The following is a 21,012-nucleotide window of genomic DNA, read 5'->3' as shown; positions in this document are numbered from 1 at the left end:
TTAGGCGCACAGTGAAGCGAGCACTGCACGTTTGAATTCATTGTCTCCAGGGCCTAGCAGCTGACTCACGTTATGAGCCTTGGCATCCGTTTTCATCACGGTCTTTGCATGAGAAAAGGTAAGAAACCCTTCTTTGCCGTGATACGCCCCTTTTCCTGACTCACCGATGCCGCCAAACGGAGCATCATCGACAGCCAAATGGAACACGCAGTCATTGATACACATTCCGCCGGAATGGACCTGAGTAGATACTTTGTGCTGTAGCGATTCATTCTCAGACATTAGGTACAGCGCAAGAGGTCTCGGTCTTGCCGTGATAAACGCTATGGCTTGATCAACCGTTGAATAGGTAATAATTGGAAGCAGAGGACCAAAAATCTCTTCGCTCATAACCGGAGAATCCACCTTCGGATTCACAATGAGATGAGTGACCATTATTTGCCTGTCTGTTGATATCGAGTTGCTGTGACACGCGACGACTTTGCTGTTTACAGCAATTTCGTGTTCTAGCAGTGTTTGAATGCGTTCAAACTGTCGTTTGTTGATAAGCCCTGTCAGGTTGTCGGAGTCAATCCCGTTGGTGTACAGCTTTTGATAGTGACTGCAGTATGCATCTACGAACGCTTGCTCTTTGCCCTCTGGAAGCAACACATAATCTGGTGCGACGCAAACTTGTCCATTATTGAGGCTCTTGCCGTAAATGATTCTCTCAACTGCCATCTCGATATCGACATCATCAGCAACAATCACCGGGGACTTGCCACCTAGTTCGAGCGTCAGTGGAGTAAGGTTCTCAGCGGCTGACTTCATTACCATACGACCAACCCCAGTTGAGCCAGTAAACAGCAAGTGATCAAAAGGCAGGCTAGTAAAGCTGGCTGCGATATCAGCCTCCCCCTCGATGACAACTACTTCATTTTCACTAAAGCAGCTCGCCAGCATCTTTTTAATGGTTTGGTTGGTGTGTGGCGTAAACTCGCTAAGCTTGATCATTGCTAGGTTACCCGCAGCGATAGCTGAGATAAGCGGACCAATTGATAGCATCACAGGAAAATTCCATGGCGTCACAATACCCACGACACCTTTAGACTGATAAACCACTTCAACGGTCGAACTTGAGAGCAACGGCCCCGGATTGCGTTTACAAGGTGCCATCCAGCTGTCCAGTTGAGACAGAGTGTGATCAATATTGCCGATACATGGCAGTACATCAGCAATCAAGGTGTCCTGATGACTGCGTCTTCCATAATCTTTGTCGAGAGCCAGACACAGGTCTTGACTGAATTGCTGCAGAGCACTTTTCAGCGCTTTGAGTTTTGATACGCGCAGCTCAAAGCTTGGCATTGGCGTACATTGATAGTGCGTTTTCAGTCTTTTGTGAATCGCGACAAGTTGTTCATTCGATATGGTTTGCATGTCAATCCTCCTCAGAAAGTGATTACACATTAAACAAAACAAACCGGTCGGTCTAGCTAATAAATGTCAGAGATCTGTCAATTGAAAACACGCAATACAAGATCGGCTCAATAACTTGTTGTCAGCAAAGCAAAAACCTTGAATTTTGTGCGGCCAATTACACTTCAATAAACTCATGGCTGTTTTCGGTGTGAACCTTGAGGTCGGTCATGCGAGACCGCCGTTTTAGATCTAAACTGGAATTAACTAATCAATTAGTTATCGGTTTTATACCTGTGGAGGGAAACGTATGAGCAGTAGTACCTTTATCGTCAACTTTGTTGGCCAAGCTACCCCAGCCACCATCAAAAACCTTGCATCCGTTACCCACGAAAATGGCGGGAAATGGCTGGTGAGTAAAGTGAACTTCATTGAAGACAATGTCGCAGCCGTCATCAAAGTAGAACTTCCAAGCGAAAATGAGCAAGCTGTCAAAAATGCCTTCAACAACCAACAAGGTTTGCTCGTTCAGATTTCAGATACTGACCCGCATCGACATGACCAAGAAACGGTTTTCCAGCTCCGACTCGACGCCAATGACAGAGCAGGTATCGTCAATGAAATTACCCAGTTCTTAGATGGTCAAGATATCCGTATTTTAGATATGGATTGCCACCGTGTGTTTATCGCTGGTGGCGGTGGTATTGGCTCAAGTCTGTTTACTGCCAACATGGCCCTGAAAATCCCGTCAGCCATGCAAATTGAAGATGTAGCAAGCGAACTTGAAGCGCTGAGTGAGGATACTCGTGTGATTCTTGAGTCGTGACAGGGAATTAAGCAACAAGAGACGAAAAAAGGGCAAACACTGTTTGCCCTTTTTTAGGATTCAGAACCACTAGACGCGATTATCGCCAAACCCATAAGCAATAATTTGACTTATTTCAGACAGCGAGCGACCTGATTCTTGATGCCACTCCATAAACGCTTTGTTTGCAGCTGTCATCGCACGCTTTGTGCCTCTACCAGAATCAATGATGTTGGTATTACGCAAATACCCTTCTACATCATTCGATAAGATAAAGGTGTCAACGCCAAGTTGTCGTAAGGCGTAAGGCCCTGTATTTCCACCCAAGCGCGCTCCATGTTTTTTAAGATGCGCCCACAAATCCGTTATCGACTCCTTCGGCCAATCTGCCACCATTTGAGCAAAAGAGTCATGCTCAAATCGCGCACGTTGGATCATCGCAGCATTGGCTGGAATCGACATCACCTTGGTCATATGGCGAATAATCTTTGGATCTTGCGCTTTCTGCTCCCATTGTTCTTCTGAAAGCATCAACAATGGGTCGATACGAAACTGGAAAAAGTGCTCCTCAAAGTTCGGCCATTTGTTGCGCACGACTTTCCAAGAGATACCGCTTTGGAATACCTTCATAGAAAACGCCGACAACCAACGGTCCTCGGGAATAGCGGCAACTTCGTCGCGAGTTAGGGGCTTAGAAACAATAGACTCAAGCCCTTGCTTTCCCCCTTTACGCTCTGCAGCTCTTGCATAAATCGAATCAAACTTTTCCATATATTTCCATTACCTACTGCCAAAATAGCAAACGACTAAATTGAACCAAAAAAGATGCATTTCGTAACTATACTCGTTACTGATACTTGGAATCTAGCTAAGGATAGCCTTTATGATAGCGCTTTTAATTTTTGTTCTACTGCCGCTAAATGTTCTAGCCGCACAATTTGGTCGGATTGACTATGAAGGCAGCCAGCATTGGATCAAAGTCGCCGAAGAAAACCAAAAGCTCTACGACATCTTGTCTGATGCTCCTTTCGATAACCCCAAAACGCTAGAGACCATCAAAGCCTCCGAAGCAACGCTCATCGCCCCGCTAACCAGTGGCAGCGTGTACGCTGTTGGGCTCAACTTTAGAAGCCATGCTGGAAACTCTGGTGCAGCTAAGCCAGAGATATTCTTTAAATCCGTTGACTCAGTACGAGTAAGTGGCGATCTTTCCTTCCCTAAGGGAGCCAGCAATGTGCACTTCGAAGGTGAACTCGTCATTGTGATTGGCAAGGAGTGCCAAGAGGTCAGTAAATCTTCAGCACTGGAATGTGTGTTCGGCTATCTCGCGGGTAACGATCTCACAGAGCGCAGCTGGCAAGGGCAAGATCTGCAATGGTGGCGAGCGAAAGGAGCTCGAGGATTTGGGCCGGTTTCTAACTTTATCGTGAGTGACATCGCCATTAAAGACCAAGTCATCACAACAACACTTAACGGCAATGTTATGCAGCAAGAGAGTGTCGCCAACATGATTCATGATGTTCCTGCTATTGTCTCTTACATTAGCACCTATATCACCCTACATCCTGGTGACTTGATTTTCGCTGGCACGCCTGGCAGAACTCGCTCTCTTAAAGCTGGGGATGTGGTGAGCGTAGCAATAGAAGGTATTGGTGAAGTCACCAACACCATCCAAAGTTCAAACTAACTCGTATTCCAGGCCTAATGCTTGGTAGCTATCGATGACTTCTTGGCGTCGATAGCAGTTTAGGCTGTGGTCGTTGATAAGACCAGCTGCCTGTAAATACGCATAGACTATGGTTGAGCCTACAAACTTAAAACCGCGTTTTTTTAGATCCTTACTTAATGCGTCGGAAACCTGCGAAGTCGCAGGGTAGTCTTCCAGCGTCTCGTGACTGCTCACTAATACCTTGTTGTTAGTAAAAGACCAAAGATAGCTGCGAAAACTGCCAAACTCTTTTTGAATCTCTATAAAGTGCTGGGCATTGGTAATGGTAGAGCTTATTTTGAGTTTATTACGAATAATGCCTGTGTCTTGCTGCAATCGAATTTCATCTTGTTCGGTAAACGCGGCGACTTTCTCAACATCGAAGTCTGCAAACGCGTTTCGGTATCCTTCTCTTCTTTTGAGAATGGTGTACCAGCTAAGACCGGCTTGAGCGGATTCTAGGACCAGGAACTCAAACAGAGTTTTGTCGTCAAGGACGGGGACACCCCATTCTTTGTCGTGGTATTCGACGTAGTCTGGTTTTGTTTCGTCTAGCCATGGGCAGCGGGTGGACATTGGGGTTGTGCTCCTTGTTATTGGGTTTGTACTGTTAAGGCTCCCTCTTTTGCTAATGGGAGGCCGGGAGGCGTGAGACGCGGAGTATGAATCGAGCGTTAGTCGGTCGTTGTTAGTCCGCTTTACCCCCTCTAGCTCCCCCTTATCAAGGGGGAGAATCGCAGGCTAGCTCCTGTCATCGCATCGCCTTATTTACAAAGCTACGCGATAGCGAGCATTAGCTCCTCCCCTTAATAAGGGGAGGCTGGGAGGGGTGAAGCGCGGAGTATACATCGAGCGTTAGTCGGTCGTTGTTAGTCCGCTTTTACCCCCTCTAGCTCCCCCTATCAAGGGGGAGAACCGTAGGCTAGCTCCTGTCGTCGCATCGCCTTATTTACAAAGCTACGCGATAGCGAGCATTAGCTCCTCCCCTTAATAAGGGGAGGCTGGGAGGCGTGAGACGCGGAGTATAAATCGAGCGTTAGTCGGTCGTTGTTAGTCCGCGTTACCCCCTCTAGCTCCCCCTTATTAAGGGGGAGAACCGTAGGCTAGCTCCTATTGTCGCATCGCATTATTTAACAAGCTACGCGATAGCGAGCAAGAGCTCCTCCCCTGCTAAGGGGGGGCTGGGAGGGGTAAGGCTCTTCAACCTCATACCACCTTCACACGATGGAAAATACGATACAGCACCGGCACAACAATTAACGTCAACACTGTCGCAAAACCCAAACCAAACATGATGGTTACGGCCATTGGTTTAAAGAAGATATCAGGCAATAGCGGAATCATACCAAGAATCGTGGTAATCGCCGCCATACATACCGGACGAACACGACTTAAAGCCGCATCAACTACCGCCAAATAGGGCTCTTTACCTGATTTCATCTCAATCTCAATCTGGTCTAAGAGTACGATACCGTTTTTCAGCAGCATACCCGACAAACTCAAGAAACCAAGCAGTGCCATAAAGCCAAATGGTGTATTTAAAGCAAGCAAGCCTGTCGTTACACCAATGACAGCCAACGGCACTGTCAGCCAGACGATAAGCGCCTCTTTCACTGCATTGAATAGGAAAATGGTGATCAAGAACATAAACAAGTAGCCAAGTGGCATTGTCTGGAACAGTGACTCTTGAGCGTCGCCAGAAGACTCGTACTCGCCACCCCACTCCAACGAGTAACCCGGTGGAAGCTCTATGGCCTCAATCTGAGGTTGCAGACGTTTTTGAAGCGTAGCTGCCGTCTCTTCACCAAGTAAGTCCGGGTCTGCCATAATAGTTAGCATGCGTTTACGGTTCTTACGAACAATAATCGGGTCCTCCCATCGAGTATCATAACCCTGAGTAACTTGTTGGAATGGAATGAACTCACTCAGCGCGGGACTCCAAATCATCATGCCTTCGATATTACGAATATCGACACGCTCGGCATCTGGAAGACGCGCGACGATAGGCATCAGAGTGGTACCATCGCGATACAGACCAACCGACTTACCAGAGAAAGACATCATGAGCACATCATCCACATCAGATTTTGTGATGCCGTAACGTCTTGCCTGACTCTCGTTGAAGATTGGCTCTAGTACCTTGGTACGCTCGCGCCAGTCGTGTCGGATGTTATAGGCACCCGGATCGGCGTACATGATGTCCATTACTTGAGATGCAATACTACGTAAAACCGTTGGATCAGAGCCAATAATACGAGCTTCAATCTTCGCACCGCCGCCAGGACCTAACTCAATCTGTTTCAACTTGTAGTTAATCTCTGGGAACGTCGCATCCAAATACTCACGGAATCGCTCCATCAAAGAGTTCAACTCTTCGTAGTTATGAACGCGAGTAGTGATCTCACCGTAGGCCGCATAGCTTTTCTCTGGCGCGTAAGTGAGCATAAAACGTTGTAAGCCCTTACCTGCCGTTGTGGTGATATGGTCGGTTTCTGGCTGATCGGCAATCCACGTTTCGATGGCTTTTAGCTTAGTGTTGGTTGCTCGAATATCGGTTCCCTCAGGAAGCCAAACATCCACTTGGAACATAGGCGTCGTTGAAGCTGGGAAGAATGACTGTTTCACCTGAGTAAAGCCATAAAGAGCCGCGACTAGTGCTGCAATTAGCACCACAACCGTCAACCAGGCTCTGTGCATACAGAACTCGAGGAACTTGCGGTATGCAACGAAGACAAAGCCGTTATACGGGTCCTTGCCTTCTTCGCCCTCTTTCACCTTTTGTCCTTTAAAGAAGATATCGGCAAAGAAAGGCGTCAGCGAGATAGCTGTAAACCAACTCAGCATCAGTGAAATCAGGAGCACTGAAAATAAGGTGCCACAATACTCACCGGTAGAATCTTCGGAAAGTCCAATTGGGGCAAACGCGGTAACTGCAATCACGGTTGCACCAAGAAGCGGCCACTTGGTTTGCGTGACAATATCAGTTGCCGCTTGCAGTCTCGTTCGCCCCTTTTGCGTCCCTATGAGTATCCCTTCGACCACCACAATGGCATTATCCACCAGCATCCCCAATGCTATAACCAGCGCACCAAGTGAGATACGTTGTAAGTCGATGGCCATATACTGCATGAAGATAAAGGTGCCAAGTACGGTAAGCAGCAATATCAGGCCAATCAACAGCCCTGAGCGAAGCCCCATAAAGAACAGCAGTACAACAATAACAATCGCAACCGCCTGTCCAAGACTGACAACAAACCCTCGAACCGACTTGTCCACCTCTTTCGGCTGACTGTAGACTTCGTTTATCTCAATCCCTACAGGTTGTTGGAACTTAAGCTCTGCGAGCCTGCGATATAGGCGATCCCCAACTTCCACTACGTTAACACCTGTAGCAAATGAGATACCGACGTTAAGTGCCACATCACCGTTGTAGGTAATGATGTTACTTGGCACTTCGATAAAGCCGCGCTTAATATCCGCTACGTCTTTCAAATAGATAAGACCCTGTGCCCCGCCTTCGGTCAGAATCAAATCACCAAGCTCAGACACATCGGTAAACTCACCTGTTGGCTGGATGCGGATATACTCATCTCCGATACGCGTTGCACCGGCGTTAGATACGATATTCTGGGTTTGCAGCAAGTTAAAGATCGTACTTGGAGCGATTCCTAGCGCACTAATGCGTTTAATAGAAATCTCAATGAAAACCTGTTCTTGCTGATCGCCTGTCACAGAGACTTTACTGACACCATCAACAAGCTCGAGTTCTCGACGTAAATAATCAACGTAATCCAAAAGCTCTTTGTAGCTATAACCCTCACCCGTCAGGGCAAACAACACACCATAAACATCGCCAAAGTCATCAATAACGGAGGGTTCATTTACCCCCGGAGGGAGCGAGCCTTTCACATCATTTACTTTTCGACGCAACTCATCCCAGATCTGCGGCAGATCATCAGGACCATAGTTGTTTTTCATCGTCACAGTGATTTGTGAAAGACCTCTACTTGAAATCGAATTGATCTCATCAACATACGTTAGCTGTTGGATCGCTTTCTCAATAGGATAAGTCACCTCCTCTTCCACCTGCTGAGGCGTCGCACCAGGATAAGAAGTAACGACCATGGCATCTTTGATGGTAAAGGCCGGGTCTTCTAATCGCCCTAACCCAAAAAATGCTGAAACGCCGCCGATCAAGAAGATCAGCGAGACCATCCAACTGATCACGCGATTGCGGATAAAATACGCCGCTACGCCAGTGATTTCATCATCGGATTGCGGTAATGATTTTTGTTGTTCTTGGCTCATTACTTCGCCTCCTGCGGTAATACTTCAACCTTCATGCCTTCCCTCAATCGTGCAATCCCTGCCACGACAATTTGCTGTGACTGCTCAAGCCCTTTCAGTATCTGGATCGTCGATTGTGATACCTTGCCTGTCGTCACTTGTTGTTTGGTCACTGTATTATCTGAGTTGAGGACCCAAACAAACTTCTCATCGTCGGCGAGCGAATCACCATCCTGATTGAACACCGCGGCAATTGGTACACTTACACCCGCAGCAAGCTTGAGACCGACGTCCTCTGCTTTAGAGGTCACATCCACCGCCATGCCGTCGAGAATGTATTCATTCTCAGGCATTGGCAGCACTAATGTTGCGGTAAATGTGCCAAGCGCGGGGTCTGGCTCGGTAGTAAACTCCTTCAAGGTCGCGACATATTCATTGCCAGATGGCACACGAACGAGAGCTTCAATATTGGTGATATCTTGATGTTTAGGTTGATTAAGCGAGAAGCTGTCCGGCATTTGAACCACTACCTCGACCTCTTCAATACTGTGGATGTTCACTATCTGCTGACCAATCTGAACGTTCTCAAATTTTTCCGCAGAAACGCGAGAAATAATGCCATCTACCGGTGCCTTCAACTCAGTAAACGAAAGGCGCAACTTAGCAAGTTCCAACTCAGCTCTTGCATACGCTCGCTGAGCCGCTATCTCATCAAACTGCGACTGCGCAAGTAAGCCTTTTTTCACTAGCGGGCTAGAACGGCGATATTGACTATCGATAACGTTAAATCGTGCCTGAGCGTTATCTACAGCGAGTTTGTAGTCGGTCGGTTCTAAGACCGCAAGTACATCTCCTCGGTTTACAAAATCCCCTTCCTTCAGATCAATAGTGCTGATCTCTCCCGCGACGCGAAAGCTTAAGTGGGAACGGTCAGCAGCACTTGCGAGTGCAGGAAAGTAAAGCCTGCTCTTAAGTTCCGTTTTGCCAATGGCAGAAACTCGAACTTTTGGTACTTCGTCACGGACGCCAACTTCTGGCTTACCGCAACCAACAAGAAATGAGCCAAGTAAGATGGCAATAAGATAACGATGAGTCATATTAGAGCCCCCTCTCTTTGATCCATTCGCGAACCTTGATGCCAGCTTCAATACCCTGAACACCGGAGATCACGATTTGGTCACCATCATTCAGTCCGCTCACTACTTGACGTTTTTCATTCAGTTCCACAGCCACTTTCTCGACTAGACCTTGATCGTTAACACGCCATACACACTGTGTATCCCCCTCCATAAAGAGCGCTGAGGTTGGAATAACCGTTGCGGAACCACTTTTAGCGATCACGCGAACTTGTCCCGCCATTCCAGGTAAGATCCCAATATCAGTCGGTCTTTCCATCACCATGGTTACCTTGTAGCTACCGGTTTTTGGGTCCGCTTCGGTATCAATTTCTTGGAAAGTAAGCTCGTACTGATTGGAGGGATAGGCGTCATACGCCATCGTTGCTTCGACTTCAGTACCACCTTGAAAACGATTCAAAAGATGGTCTGGAAGCTGGAATATCACCTTTAGAAGTTGATTAGACTGAATGTTCATCACGCCTTCTTTGGCTTGAATGTACTCATAGTTATCCGCTGGGATGATAGAGACGGTTCCATCATAAGGTGCGATTAAGCGAGTGTAGCTGAGGTTGGCTTTTGCCTGTGACCAATCAGCTCGGGCAGAGTTCATGTTAGCCTTGGCCTGGTCAAAGTCTTGTTCAGACACCACCTGGCTTTTACGAAGACTTAATGCTCGCTGGTACTGCACATCTGCAAGACGGAAATTGGCTTGAGCTTGCTTTTCAAGCAGTTGATATTCATCTGGATTGAGCTCAGCGAGAAGATCCCCTTTTGCTACCGGTTGACCTGCGCGAACCGCAATACGCTCTAGTTGTCCTGGCACTCGAAATGCTAATACCGCTCGGTCGCCCGCCTCAGAAGTGGCTGGAAAGGTTCGTTCAAACTGGCTATTACCGACGGCGACAGAGAAAAGTTTGGCTGGGCGAGATTCTGGCTCGGGAACGGGTGGCGGCTCCTTACCGCAACCACTAAGAAGGCTAGTGACGACCACCAGCAAGGTAAACTTACTATTCATTCTCTAACTACCTTGTTTTAATTGTAATTTAAAACATAGTCTAGAGATGACAGACTTGCCACCAAGTCATTAATAATTAATAGTTTTACCTTGCTTTTATTGGTGTATTAACAACCGCTTTTCGCTAATTGTTCAAATCATCAAATCCTACACACTGGATCTGCTTTTCATCCAGCCAGGCTTTTAACTCTGGATCCGTGAGGATAGTTAGCTCTTCAACTCGCTCAGCGCTATATCCTGATAGCTGAGTTAGCTCCTTTGTCACTGCATTCGAAGGATGACACATGAACTCAATAATGCCATCTGGGCATGATGCTCTGTGCTCCAATAACAACTCTTGAAACCGAGCGAGTGAAACACCCTCGGCGAAAAAACGCATATCAAATCTTGTCGGTGTCACCACCTCCAACCCTTCTTGACCGGTAATGATGTTGTCAATTCGTCGAACGGGCAGCCCAATCTCATTGGCTACCTGAGTGAAAGCCTGTTTGAGCGGAGCAAACACACCACCAAAATGGTGGCTATCGAGGTGATTAATTTTTAGTCCGGCGTCAATGGCTGCTTGATATTGCGCATAGAGCTCGGCCGATACCTCTGCAGGATTGACGTCTGTCTTGTTTCGGAGCACCGACTTGTCGAGAAAGTAACCACTATCGTCAACCAGACTAGAAACGTATTCAGCAGGCAAAACAGGTTTACCGCTGGTCACGGTGAAATGAAGTCCCACTTCTGGTACTTGTCCCCTGCGGTATAGCTCGATCGCGTGCTCCGTACCAGGTTGATTTATCATTATGGTCGTCGACTTAACGATACCCGCACGAAAGCACTCAACAATACCCAAATTTACCGCTTCCGTTAGACCAAAATCATCTGCATTCACAATAAGCTTCATGTTTTACCTCGCAACAGCCAATCAACGGGATAGATTGGGTTTCATAGTGTGAGGTCTACTATTCAAAATCAACCGCTTAGTGCAAAAAAATTGATAACAAAAACTAAACCTAAGCTCTCTTTCCAAAGCAAAGTCTAATCAACATCTCACCTATGACATTAAGTTAACACCCACCAGTCAAATTTGTCATACAATTAAATTCTGTATTTGTTTGTAAGTATGAACGATGAAAACCATTCTATGCTTTGGAGACTCCAATACTTGGGGTTGCTCTCCAGATTTACCGCGTCGATACACACCCGAAGAGCGCTGGACCATGCTGCTCAAAGCAAAGCTATCAGGAGAGTTCAACATTATTGAAGAAGGCTTGAACAGCCGCACTACGGTTCTCGATGATCCATACGAAGATGGAAAAAACGGACTGAGCTATCTTTTACCTTGCTTGGAAAGCCATCACCCTGACTTGGTGGTACTGATGCTTGGTACCAATGACTTAAAGTCTCGCTTCAACCTGACAGCAAGTGATATCTCAAAAGGCGCTGCTAGATTGGTTCAGACGATTCAAAACTTCCAGCATAGTTTTATGACTAGCCCGCCAAAGGTGCTGTTAGTGTCACCAACGCACGTCTATGAAGTCGATCCTTCAAAGGAAGGCTTTTATGGCGCGGAGGCTAAATCCAAAGAGCTTAGTTTTTTCTACGAACGCCGTGCCAAAGAACTTGATTGCTACTTTTTTGATGCAGCTTCAGAGATAGAGCCATGTTCTAAAGAAGGGATACACTGGCAAGTCGATCAACATGCAAAGTTTGCTGATATTCTAGCAAAACGTATTCCTGAGCTGTTGCAGCGCTAAAACAAGAAAAGAGGTCTTACGACCTCTTTTCACTTTGCCTGTTGGGACTTAGTTCAGTTACCTAGTGCTATAGCTTACTGAACTCACGATTGACTTTAAACGCTTCAGAAGTCACATACGCTTCCATATCACGTACCTTGTGTTCCATTGAGTCGAAATCGCGCTCCAATGTAGAAAGTAGATCCTTGGCGTTTTGTCCTTGCTGCCAAGGTTTACTCTTTAGTGAGTGTTCTTTCTTGGTTTTCATCGCTTGGACAAAGTTATCTGGCTGTTTCTCGAGCATCAAGCTAAGCGCAAAATATGCCAACATCACAAGGAAAAAGCCACTGAACAGTGCGGCGGAGATGAACAGAATCCGCACCAGCCACACTTCCAGTCCAAAGTAGTTTGCAAGTCCTGCGCAAACCCCGGTGAGCTTACCGTTGACAGGATCTTTATACAGCTCTCTATGAGTCATAATTTTGTCTCCAGTTCGGCGCTTCCGCATCTAGAATTCGCTCTAGATTATCAACCCGAGCCTGCATTTTTTCTGCTCGTTGTGACAAGGTCTGCAGCTTTTGAAAGTCTTGTTCAGACAACCCATTCTCTGACTTGCGTTTGCTGCGGTAGTGGAGAAAAAGCCACAGCGGTGCAACAAAAATCAGAAAGACAATTAATGGACCCGCAATTAAAAAAGACGACATGTTTTTCTCCTACTTCGCGTTATTTTTCGTTATTCATCTGCTCTTTGAGTTTCGCAAGTTCTTTGTCGATCTCATCTTGCGCTTGCAGCTCTGCAAACTCTTGGTCTAGAGACTTAGCGTTGCCCGTTTTTGAATAAAGATCCGCCTCAGCTTCAAGCTCATCAATCTTGCGCGAGTACTGCTCAAACTTCGCCATCGCTTCGTTAGTGCGGCTAGTGTGCAGATGCTTTTGTACATCTCGGCGGTTGCTTGCCGCTTCCGAGCGAATAATCAATGCTTGTTGCTTAGCACGAGTTTCAGTGATCTTCGATTCAAGCTTAGCAATTTCATTAGTCAGTTTCTCAATGGTTTCTTCCACTAGAGTTTGCTCATCGTGCAAGCCTTTTACAACGTTTTCAAGCTTTTGCTTTTCAATCAGTGCTGCGCGAGCGAGATCTTCACGCTGCTTAGTCAGTGCCAACGTCGCTTTTTGTGCCCACTCCGCAATTTGCTCTTCAATTGCAATCACTTTACGAGCCAGTTCTTTTTTATCGGCAATGGCTTTTGCTGAGTTCGTGCGCACCTCAACCAAAGTATCTTCCATTTCCTGAATGATTAGACGAATCATTTTTTCTGGATCTTCCGCTTTATCAAGCAGTGCACTAATATTTGAGTTTACGATATCGGCAAAACGAGAAAAAATACCCATAATACATCTCCTGTCTGGACGAGTTCGCCATTGAACTCTTTGGTAGTTGTTATTGATAATCCAAGTACCGTGCCAATTTTAATATTCAATAAAATTCAATAGCTTAATAAATTCCACTCGATTTATCATGTCTCAGTGCTAAGATGCATTAGCCAACTATTGGTAATTTTTACCAACTTCAAAGGGAATATCATGGCTCAAAACTTAATTGGTGAATCTCCTGCGTTTCTTGCCGTTCTAGACAAGGTTTCTCGACTAGCTCCGATTGATAGACCCGTGCTGGTGATCGGAGAACGAGGAACGGGTAAAGAGCTCATTGCGCAGCGTTTACATTACCTGTCTAAGCGCTGGGACCAACCACTTGTCTCATTGAACTGCTCGACCTTAAGTGAAGGCTTGATTGATTCAGAGTTATTTGGCCATGAGTCTGGTGCTTTTACTGGTGCAAAAGGTCGACACCAAGGGCGCTTTGAGCGCGCTGAGAATGGCACTTTATTCTTAGATGAGCTCGCGACTACGCCACTGTCAGTGCAAGAGAAACTGTTAAGAGTAATCGAATATGGTCAATATGAGCGAGTCGGCGGTGCTACTGCACTCGAAGCCAATGTTCGTCTTGTATGCGCAACCAATGAAGATTTACCCTTGCTCGCTGAAAAAGGTAAGTTTCGTCCCGACCTACTCGATAGACTGGCCTTCGACGTTATTCACCTTCCCCCATTAAGACACCGACAAGAGGACATCGCACTACTCGCGGAGTTTTTTGCTATCAAAATGTGCCGAGAGCTCGGTTTGCCCTTCTTTGTGGGCTTTACCGAGCAGGCGTGGCAAAGCATCCACGATTACCAATGGCCCGGCAACGTACGTGAGCTCAAAAACGTTGTAGAGCGCGCTGTATACCAGCAAGGAACCAATGAAGACCCGATTGAATCTCTCATATTCAATCCATTTGAGAGCGATTTTGGCAAGCTAAGTTCAATGGCAAGAAAGGATGATCTTGAGGGCAATAACAATGAAGAGGACACCGCGTCAGAGGGTTCTGATGCATCTGCACCGCCAGTGGACTATGCATTCCCTCTAGACTTTAAGTCTTGGCAGGATGAACAGAATATAAAGTTGATTAATGAAGCACTTAAGCAAGCTCAATACAATCAACGAGGTGCTGCCAAACTGCTAAGCTTGAGTTATGACCAGCTAAGAGGATTGGTGCGAAAGTATAAACTGGTTTGAGAGTGATGGATTCCTCGCCTACCTATCTAACAAAGTCGACGATAAGTGCTTGTCGTTATTGGTTTAGCGAGTAAAAAAGTGGTAAATTACCCTGATCTCAATACAGATATTACGTTCGCCAACGAATGTAGCGTGTTTATGAAGGCAATAATCAAATTATCACTTGGGCTATGTGGCTTAGTTCTGCTAGCAGGGTGTGAAGACAAAGTCGACCACTCGAAAATAAGACAAGACGGTTTCGTCTACTGCGACCAAGGCAGACCAAGTACATTCAACCCACAGCTAGTCGACGGTGGTATCACTGTTGAATCAATAGCACCGCAAATATTCGATACCTTGCTCACGCTAAATTCGGGTACCCATCAGCCTGTACCAAACTTGGCAAAATCGTGGCAGGTCGACAAATCAGGTACTGAATATACCTTTTATCTACGTCAAGGCGTGCAGTTTCAAACCACAGATTGGTTTACTCCCACTCGGACTCTAAACGCGGATGACGTAGTCTTTAGCTTCAATCGAATTATTGACCCTAATAACCCATTTCATCAGGTTGGCGGTAGCGTCTACCCTTGGTTTGCGGGTATAGATTTTGCCAACCTTGTACAGAGTGTCGAAGCGGTTGATAAGCTTACTGTGAAATTTACCTTGTCTCGACCAGACAACTCTTTCCTATCGAATATCTCGACTGCGCATGCGCCTATTTACTCAGCCGAGTATGCAGGCAATCTATTGTTTAGCGACAAGAAGCTGGATATTGATACATTGCCTGTTGGCACGGGGCCGTTTTACCTCGATGAGTATCAAGTGGCTGACTTGGTTAGGCTAAAACGTCACGATAATTACTGGCGTGGTCCTGTACAAATGTCGCAAGTGGTATTTGATATCTCGCACCGTGGCGCTGGCGCACTGGCTAAGCTTCTTCGAAACGAGTGCGATGTGCTCAACTCGCCAATCTCTAGTCAGATCCCGGTCATCCTTGAAGAAGACTCTGTTGTGTTGCAAGCCAAACCTGCGATGAACGTGGCGTTTGTTGCTATGAATACACAACATCGAGCGCTTAGCGATGCTCGGGTACGCAAAGCGTTGAATCTAGCTATCAATCGCGACAACATCTTGGAAGCCGTATACTTCGGCAGCGGAGAAAAGGCATATAGCCTGCTCCCTCCAAGCTCTTGGGCACATCAAAAAGATGCGGTTCAAGTGCGCTATGACCGTAACTACGCCATGGCGCTGCTTAGAGAAGCGGGCTACGCTCACGGCTTAGAGCTTACAATGGCGGTTCCTCTAGAGCCACGCGTATACAATCCAAGTCCTCGTAAAACCGCGGAGCTCATTCAGGCGAATTTTGCCGACATTGGCATCACCCTGAATCTACTGACTGATGATCGTGTTGACCGCCAAGAGTTATCTAACATCGAGTCCGTCGATATGTTGCTCACCGGCTGGGTCGGCAACACCGGTGACCCAGATAACTATTTGCGCCCCCTTCTTTCGTGCACCTCTAAGCGTGAAGGTCTTAACCTTTCAATGTGGTGTAACGACGACTTTGATTTCATTTTGGACTTAGCACTCGAAGTGAATCAACCAAGGTATCGCCTGAATCTTTATCGCCAGGCACAAAACATTCTGAACGAGGAAGTACCAGTGCTGCCTATCGCTCATGGACAGAAATACCAAGCACATAACGAGAATCTAACTGGTTTTAGAACCAGCCCATTTAACGCTCAGCCGTTTGACCAAGTTGTGAGGTTGAAGTAAATGTTTTGGTATTCGATTCGCCGCCTCAACCTCTTTGTGATCACACTGCTGATCCTAACGTTTGTCGGCTACAGCTTGGTACGACTAGAGCCACAGTCTCACTGGGCGACGCAACCAATGATGGCTGGCTGGTTTGAGTATTTGGGCCGACTGATTGAACTCGATTTTGGTCTAACCAAAGCTGGCGTTCCTATCACTCAAGAATTGGCGTCAGTTCTTCCGGCCACACTCGAGCTCTGTTTTGCAGCGTTCACTATCTCTGTGTTCCTTGGGATTCCAGCGGGCACTATTGCGGGTATGCGCAAAGGGAAATGGCTCGACAACGTAATTTCGTTTTCTTCAATGGTTGGCTACGCAGCGCCTCTCTTTTGGATTGCGCTGTTGATGATCATGTATTTCTCGCTCAACTATCAATGGTTTCCAGTAGCTGGTCGATATGACCTCCTTTACGAGATCGATCATGTCACAGGGTTTGCACTTATCGACGCATTGCTCTCAGACGGACCTTATCGCAAAGAAGCACTGCAAAGTGTGATTGAGCATATGATTCTCCCTTGTCTGGTATTGGCACTGTCACCCACGATGCAGGTTATCCGCATGATGAGAACTTCGGTGACTGAGGTGATGTCGCAAAACTATATCCGAGCTGCGCGTATTCGTGGTTTATCTAACTATGAAATCGTCATCGAGCACGTACTGCGTAATGCGATTCCGCCAATTATTCCTAAACTTGGTGTTCAGCTCTCGAGTATGATTACGCTCGCGATCATGACAGAGTCCATTTTTAACTGGCCGGGTGTCGGTCGTTGGCTTTTAGACGCACTATCAAACCAAGACTACGCATCTATTCAAGCGGGTGTATTGGTTGTGGCGACTATAGTTTTAGCGGCAAGTATTGTGTCAGATTTGATTGGTGCGATGATCAATCCGCTAGTAAGGAAGGAATGGTATGCTGTCAGATAATGTCTATCAGGAAGAGCGCATTCCGACCCAGCTAGAACGATTTTGGCGCAGCTATCGCTCTAATAGCCTGTCTATGTTCGGGTTGTGGTGTTTAGGGTTTCTGATCCTTATTACTCTGCTTTCTCCGTTTATAACGCCTTACGACCCGATGGCGCAAAGCTCCAATCTGCTGGTGCCGCCTTCGTGGGATCCAGAGGGTACAGTCGACTTCTTCTTCGGCACCGATGACTTAGGACGCGATATTTTATCGCGTATTATCGACGGCTCTCGATTGTCATTTGGCGCGGCGGTGATCATCACTGCGATTGCCACCCTAGTCGGCTGTTTAATTGGCATCCTAGCGGGTATGACGCGCGGTTTGCTGTCTAGTACACTAAACCACTTGCTCGATACCGTAATGTCGATTCCTTCGCTGCTGCTAGCGATTATCTTTGTCGCCTTTTTGGGTCCCGGTGAGTTCAATATCATGTTGGCGATCTGCCTTGCGCTGATCCCTCGATTTATTCGCTCTATCTACGTAGCGGTGCACACCGAAGTTGAGAAAGACTACATCATGGCGGCAAGACTTGATGGTGCGAACGAATTTTATCTACTTTGGAACTCGATCTTGCCCAACCTACTCACCGTCATTGCCGCTGAGGTCACCTTTGCGTTGTCTATCGCAATTCTCGATATCACTGCACTAGGCTTCTTGGGTTTAGGTGCTCAAGCACCAAGCAGTGAATGGGGTGCGGTACTCGGTGACGCCGCTGAGCTTCTCTATCTGGCGCCTTGGACAGTGATTCTGCCGGGCCTAGCCATTCTATTTACAGTAGTAGCGGTGAACATTGTGGGTGAAGGCATCCGAAGTGCATTAAGTGCGGGGATCGAATAATGCCAGTATTAGATATTCGACATCTCACCATCGAAATCGAAACCCCTCAGGGGCTTGTGAAAGCCGTTGACCGTATGAGCTTCACGATCAACGAGGGAGAAATCCGCGGTCTTGTAGGTGAATCAGGCTCAGGTAAAAGTCTTGTCGCTAAAGCCATCGTCGGCGTAACCAAAGACAACTGGAAGGTCACGGCTGACCGCATGCGTCTTGGCAACATAGACCTACTGCAGCTTACGCCCCGTGAACGTCGCCGAGTCATCGCTCGCGACGTGGCGATGATCTTCCAAGAACCAACAACCTGTTTAGACCCTTCTGAACAGGTCGGTAAGCAGCTCATCGAATCCATTCCATCGCGCTCGTTCGAAGGTAAATGGTGGGAGCGCTTTAAATGGCGTAAGAAGCAAGCCATTGCCCTGCTTCATAAAGTCGGCATTAAAGAACACACGCGTGTCATGCACAGCTATCCTTATGAGCTCACCGATGGTGAGTGTCAAAAGATCATGATTGCTATGGCGATCGCTGCCAAGCCGAAACTGCTGCTTGCCGATGAGCCAACTAACGACTTAGACCCAATTACTCAGTCGCAAATCCTGCGTCTATTAAGTCGCATGAACCAGCTCAACAACACCACAATTGTGTTGATTGGTCATGACTTAACAACGATCACGCAATGGGCAACACGTATTACGGTTATGTATTGTGGTCAATCGGTGGAATCAGCGGACACAGCTAAGATTCTTGCTAAGCCGAAGCACCCTTATACGGTCGCACTGCTCAAGGCGATGCCAGACTTTGGTGAGTGGATCCCTCATAAAGAGAAGCTGCAATCACTACCAGGCTCGATTCCCCCACTACAGCATCTTCCAATTGGCTGTCGTTTGGGACCAAGATGCCCGTACGCCCAGAGACAGTGCGTTGAGATCCCTGAAGCAAAACGAATTAAGAATCATAAGTTCAGTTGTCACTTCCCTCTGAACACGGAGAAAAAAGCATGAGTTCTTTGTTAGAAGTCTCCGACCTAAAAAAAGACTTTGTCACGCGCTCTAAGCTATTTCAGAAGAAAGTGCAGCACGCAGTTAAGCCTGTGAGCTTCAGCCTGGAAGCGGGACAAACGATTGGCTTTATCGGCAAGAACGGTTCCGGCAAATCGACATTGGCTCGCATGCTTGCCGGAGTGGTTGAGCCAACCGCTGGCGAAATTCGAGTGAACGGTGATTTACTGGAACATAAAGACTACTCGACCCGCTGTAAGCTGATTCGGATGATCTTCCAAGACCCGAATACATCTCTGAACCCTCGAATTCAGATTGGTCGTATCCTGGAAGGTCCGCTCAAGCGAAACACCAATATGCCGCCAGAGGCTCGTATGAAGCGTGTTAAAGACACCTTGATTCGTGTCGGCCTGCTACCGGAGCACGCCTACTTCTATCCGCAAATGCTGGCGACAGGTCAGAAGCAGCGTATCTGTCTAGCTCGAGCTTTGATTTTGCAGCCTTCTATCATAGTTGCCGATGAGGCGCTGAATGGATTGGATATGGCGATGCGCTCGCAGATCATTAACCTGTTTCTCGAGCTTCAGGAAGAGATGGGTGTTGCGTTTGTTTATGTGTCTCAGCATCTAGGCATAGTGAAACACATTACGGATAAGGTGATGGTGATGCACGAAGGCGACGTTGTGGAGTATGGCAAGACCAGTGAAGTGCTTACCAACCCACAACATATTGTCACGCAGCGCATGGTAGAGAGTCACTTCCACAAGACGCCCATGCATCGTTAGTGAACAGCATCGTTAGTAAACGGCATCGCTAGGCGAAAGCGCTAAAAAGCCTATTAACCTATCAGCTCTATATAACTGTCGATACCTTTTTGTATCGACTTTTTTATTTCCATAAGCGGCTTAGATTGCAAGCTCCAGAGCGCGACCGGCACAGACAATCCACCGCGGATCTTCTCACACTTTATCTCGGTGAGGTTATCCGCTACATAGTCGCTGGTTTCAATGTTCTTAGGCATCAAAGTCCAGCCTAAGCCTTTCTGAGTGAGCTTGATGGTCAGTGCTAACTGATCAATCAGGTCATGGTTCGCTGACAAAACCACATGATTGGCTAACCCTTCATCGACGAGAGATTTGAGCACGAACTGACGTGTCGTCTTCAACGCGTCATAAACTTGATCTTCAGGTAAGCTTGCTAACTCACTGTACTTACTGGCAAAAGGAACAAACGGCATATTGCCAATCATGGTGTAGTCGATATTGCTCATTGCGCTCGCTTTGGTCACATTGACAATACCAAACTGAATCGACTCATCAGCGAGTCCTTCACGAATCTGCTCTTGCGTCCTCACCAATAAGTTCACCCGAAGCGAGGGGAAGTCGTCGATAAGCTGCTCGCGGATTAACGCAATCGCAAGATGGGGTAAGAAGCTACTGTAGGCAACGGTAACGGCATCAAGCTCTCCAAACGATAAGCTCAATGCCACTTTATCAAAGGTCTTTGCTTGCTCAAGGGCCTGTTTTGCATAGCGATAAAGAAAATGGCCATCTTGAGTCGGGTCAACACTGCGTGTGTTACGTTCAAACAGTTCAACGGAGACTTGATCTTCTAAGTTGGCAATCACCTGCCCCACTGTGGTTCTGTGTTTACCTAGTCTGCTCCCCGCTTTACTAAAAGAGCGCTCTTCATAGACACTGACAAATGCCGCCAACTGTTCCAAGCTAAAATTCACATACGCCTCCTAAACCCAT

20 protein-coding genes are annotated in these 21,012 nt (G+C 47.1%); 9 read left to right on the top strand and 11 right to left on the bottom strand.

Translation table 11 applies throughout. The annotated features are described in order from the left end of the window. Complete coding sequence (locus tag LY387_RS05965) at nucleotides 1-1,416, bottom strand: coniferyl aldehyde dehydrogenase (protein ID WP_234495661.1); 1,416 nt, start codon at nucleotides 1,414-1,416, stop codon at nucleotides 1-3. Nucleotides 1,417-1,705: 289 nt separating this feature from the next. On the opposite strand from LY387_RS05965, the gene LY387_RS05960 reads away from it, so the two are divergent. Continuing rightward, complete coding sequence (locus LY387_RS05960) at nucleotides 1,706-2,221, top strand: glycine cleavage system protein R (protein WP_234495660.1); 516 nt, start codon at nucleotides 1,706-1,708, stop codon at nucleotides 2,219-2,221. A 69-nt stretch (nucleotides 2,222-2,290) separates the two neighbouring features. On the opposite strand, the gene LY387_RS05955 is transcribed toward LY387_RS05960, so the two are convergent. After that, entirely contained in the window at nucleotides 2,291-2,971 is a 681-nt protein-coding gene (locus LY387_RS05955) for a DNA-3-methyladenine glycosylase I (protein ID WP_234495659.1), read from the bottom strand. A gap of 112 nt (nucleotides 2,972-3,083) precedes the next feature. Here LY387_RS05955 and LY387_RS05950 point away from each other — a divergent pair, with 112 nt between their 5' ends. Continuing rightward, complete coding sequence (locus LY387_RS05950; RefSeq protein ID WP_234495658.1) at nucleotides 3,084-3,887, top strand: fumarylacetoacetate hydrolase family protein; 804 nt, start codon at nucleotides 3,084-3,086, stop codon at nucleotides 3,885-3,887. On the opposite strand, the gene LY387_RS05945 is transcribed toward LY387_RS05950, so the two are convergent. From LY387_RS05945 to LY387_RS05925, 5 genes are all read right to left on the bottom strand, one after another. Continuing rightward, nucleotides 3,879-4,484 carry a DNA-3-methyladenine glycosylase I gene (locus tag LY387_RS05945; RefSeq protein WP_234495657.1) on the bottom strand — a complete coding sequence of 202 codons (606 nt, stop codon included), beginning with the start codon at nucleotides 4,482-4,484 and terminating at the stop codon, nucleotides 3,879-3,881. The genes LY387_RS05950 and LY387_RS05945 overlap by 9 nt on opposite strands. A 630-nt stretch (nucleotides 4,485-5,114) precedes the next feature. Then, nucleotides 5,115-8,216 carry an efflux RND transporter permease subunit gene (locus LY387_RS05940; protein ID WP_234495656.1) on the bottom strand — a complete coding sequence of 1,034 codons (3,102 nt, stop codon included), beginning with the start codon at nucleotides 8,214-8,216 and terminating at the stop codon, nucleotides 5,115-5,117. Continuing rightward, a complete protein-coding gene (locus LY387_RS05935) occupies nucleotides 8,216-9,292 on the bottom strand; it encodes an efflux RND transporter periplasmic adaptor subunit (protein WP_234495655.1) in 1,077 nt (358 codons plus the stop codon). Before LY387_RS05935 ends, LY387_RS05940 begins: the two co-directional genes overlap by 1 nt. Before the next feature lies 1 nt (nucleotide 9,293). Continuing rightward, entirely contained in the window at nucleotides 9,294-10,328 is a 1,035-nt protein-coding gene (locus tag LY387_RS05930; protein WP_234495654.1) for an efflux RND transporter periplasmic adaptor subunit, read from the bottom strand. A gap of 124 nt (nucleotides 10,329-10,452) precedes the next feature. Continuing rightward, nucleotides 10,453-11,220 (bottom strand): carbohydrate deacetylase, encoded by a 768-nt coding sequence (locus LY387_RS05925; RefSeq protein WP_234495653.1) that lies wholly within the window; start codon nucleotides 11,218-11,220, stop codon nucleotides 10,453-10,455. 226 nt (nucleotides 11,221-11,446) lie between these two features. On the opposite strand from LY387_RS05925, the gene LY387_RS05920 reads away from it, so the two are divergent. Next, nucleotides 11,447-12,073 (top strand): SGNH/GDSL hydrolase family protein, encoded by a 627-nt coding sequence (locus tag LY387_RS05920; protein WP_234495652.1) that lies wholly within the window; start codon nucleotides 11,447-11,449, stop codon nucleotides 12,071-12,073. 67 nt (nucleotides 12,074-12,140) lie between these two features. On the opposite strand, the gene pspC is transcribed toward LY387_RS05920, so the two are convergent. From pspC to pspA, 3 genes are read right to left on the bottom strand one after another with little or no spacing between them, the layout of a single operon-like run. Next, complete coding sequence (gene pspC / locus LY387_RS05915; RefSeq protein WP_419153424.1) at nucleotides 12,141-12,560, bottom strand: envelope stress response membrane protein PspC; 420 nt, start codon at nucleotides 12,558-12,560, stop codon at nucleotides 12,141-12,143. Continuing rightward, nucleotides 12,520-12,756 carry an envelope stress response membrane protein PspB gene (gene pspB / locus LY387_RS05910; RefSeq protein WP_128648555.1) on the bottom strand — a complete coding sequence of 79 codons (237 nt, stop codon included), beginning with the start codon at nucleotides 12,754-12,756 and terminating at the stop codon, nucleotides 12,520-12,522. Before pspB ends, pspC begins: the two co-directional genes overlap by 41 nt. Before the next feature lie 19 nt (nucleotides 12,757-12,775). After that, on the bottom strand, nucleotides 12,776-13,444 hold the full coding sequence (pspA, locus tag LY387_RS05905; RefSeq protein WP_234495650.1) for a phage shock protein PspA: 669 nt from the start codon (nucleotides 13,442-13,444) through the stop codon (nucleotides 12,776-12,778). Nucleotides 13,445-13,636: 192 nt separating this feature from the next. Here pspA and pspF point away from each other — a divergent pair, with 192 nt between their 5' ends. The 6 genes from pspF (at nucleotide 13,637) to LY387_RS05875 (ending at nucleotide 20,043) form a co-directional block, all read left to right on the top strand. Further along, nucleotides 13,637-14,671, top strand: a complete 1,035-nt coding sequence (pspF, locus tag LY387_RS05900; RefSeq protein ID WP_234495649.1) for a phage shock protein operon transcriptional activator — start codon at nucleotides 13,637-13,639, stop codon at nucleotides 14,669-14,671. A gap of 138 nt (nucleotides 14,672-14,809) precedes the next feature. Further along, nucleotides 14,810-16,429: an ABC transporter substrate-binding protein gene (locus tag LY387_RS05895; protein WP_234495648.1), complete on the top strand. Its 1,620-nt coding sequence runs from the start codon at nucleotides 14,810-14,812 to the stop codon at nucleotides 16,427-16,429. Next, nucleotides 16,430-17,392 carry an ABC transporter permease gene (locus LY387_RS05890; RefSeq protein WP_234495647.1) on the top strand — a complete coding sequence of 321 codons (963 nt, stop codon included), beginning with the start codon at nucleotides 16,430-16,432 and terminating at the stop codon, nucleotides 17,390-17,392. It begins immediately after the preceding gene. Continuing rightward, nucleotides 17,379-18,266: an ABC transporter permease subunit gene (locus LY387_RS05885; protein WP_042472205.1), complete on the top strand. Its 888-nt coding sequence runs from the start codon at nucleotides 17,379-17,381 to the stop codon at nucleotides 18,264-18,266. The genes LY387_RS05890 and LY387_RS05885 overlap by 14 nt, the downstream gene beginning before the upstream one ends. Continuing rightward, nucleotides 18,266-19,261 carry an oligopeptide/dipeptide ABC transporter ATP-binding protein gene (locus LY387_RS05880; protein WP_234495646.1) on the top strand — a complete coding sequence of 332 codons (996 nt, stop codon included), beginning with the start codon at nucleotides 18,266-18,268 and terminating at the stop codon, nucleotides 19,259-19,261. The genes LY387_RS05885 and LY387_RS05880 overlap by 1 nt, the downstream gene beginning before the upstream one ends. Continuing rightward, nucleotides 19,258-20,043, top strand: coding sequence for an ATP-binding cassette domain-containing protein (locus LY387_RS05875; RefSeq protein WP_042472203.1), 786 nt, complete (start codon nucleotides 19,258-19,260; stop codon nucleotides 20,041-20,043). Before LY387_RS05880 ends, LY387_RS05875 begins: the two co-directional genes overlap by 4 nt. A 53-nt stretch (nucleotides 20,044-20,096) precedes the next feature. On the opposite strand, the gene LY387_RS05870 is transcribed toward LY387_RS05875, so the two are convergent. Beyond that, complete coding sequence (locus LY387_RS05870) at nucleotides 20,097-20,993, bottom strand: LysR family transcriptional regulator (RefSeq protein ID WP_234495645.1); 897 nt, start codon at nucleotides 20,991-20,993, stop codon at nucleotides 20,097-20,099. Nucleotides 20,994-21,012: the final 19 nt, after the last annotated feature.

The sequence above is a fragment of the Vibrio maritimus genome (assembly GCF_021441885.1).
GTDB lineage: Bacteria > Pseudomonadota > Gammaproteobacteria > Enterobacterales > Vibrionaceae > Vibrio > Vibrio maritimus_B.
The sequence above is the reverse complement of the archived record's forward strand: the minus strand, read 5'-3'. Positions and strand labels throughout refer to the sequence as shown.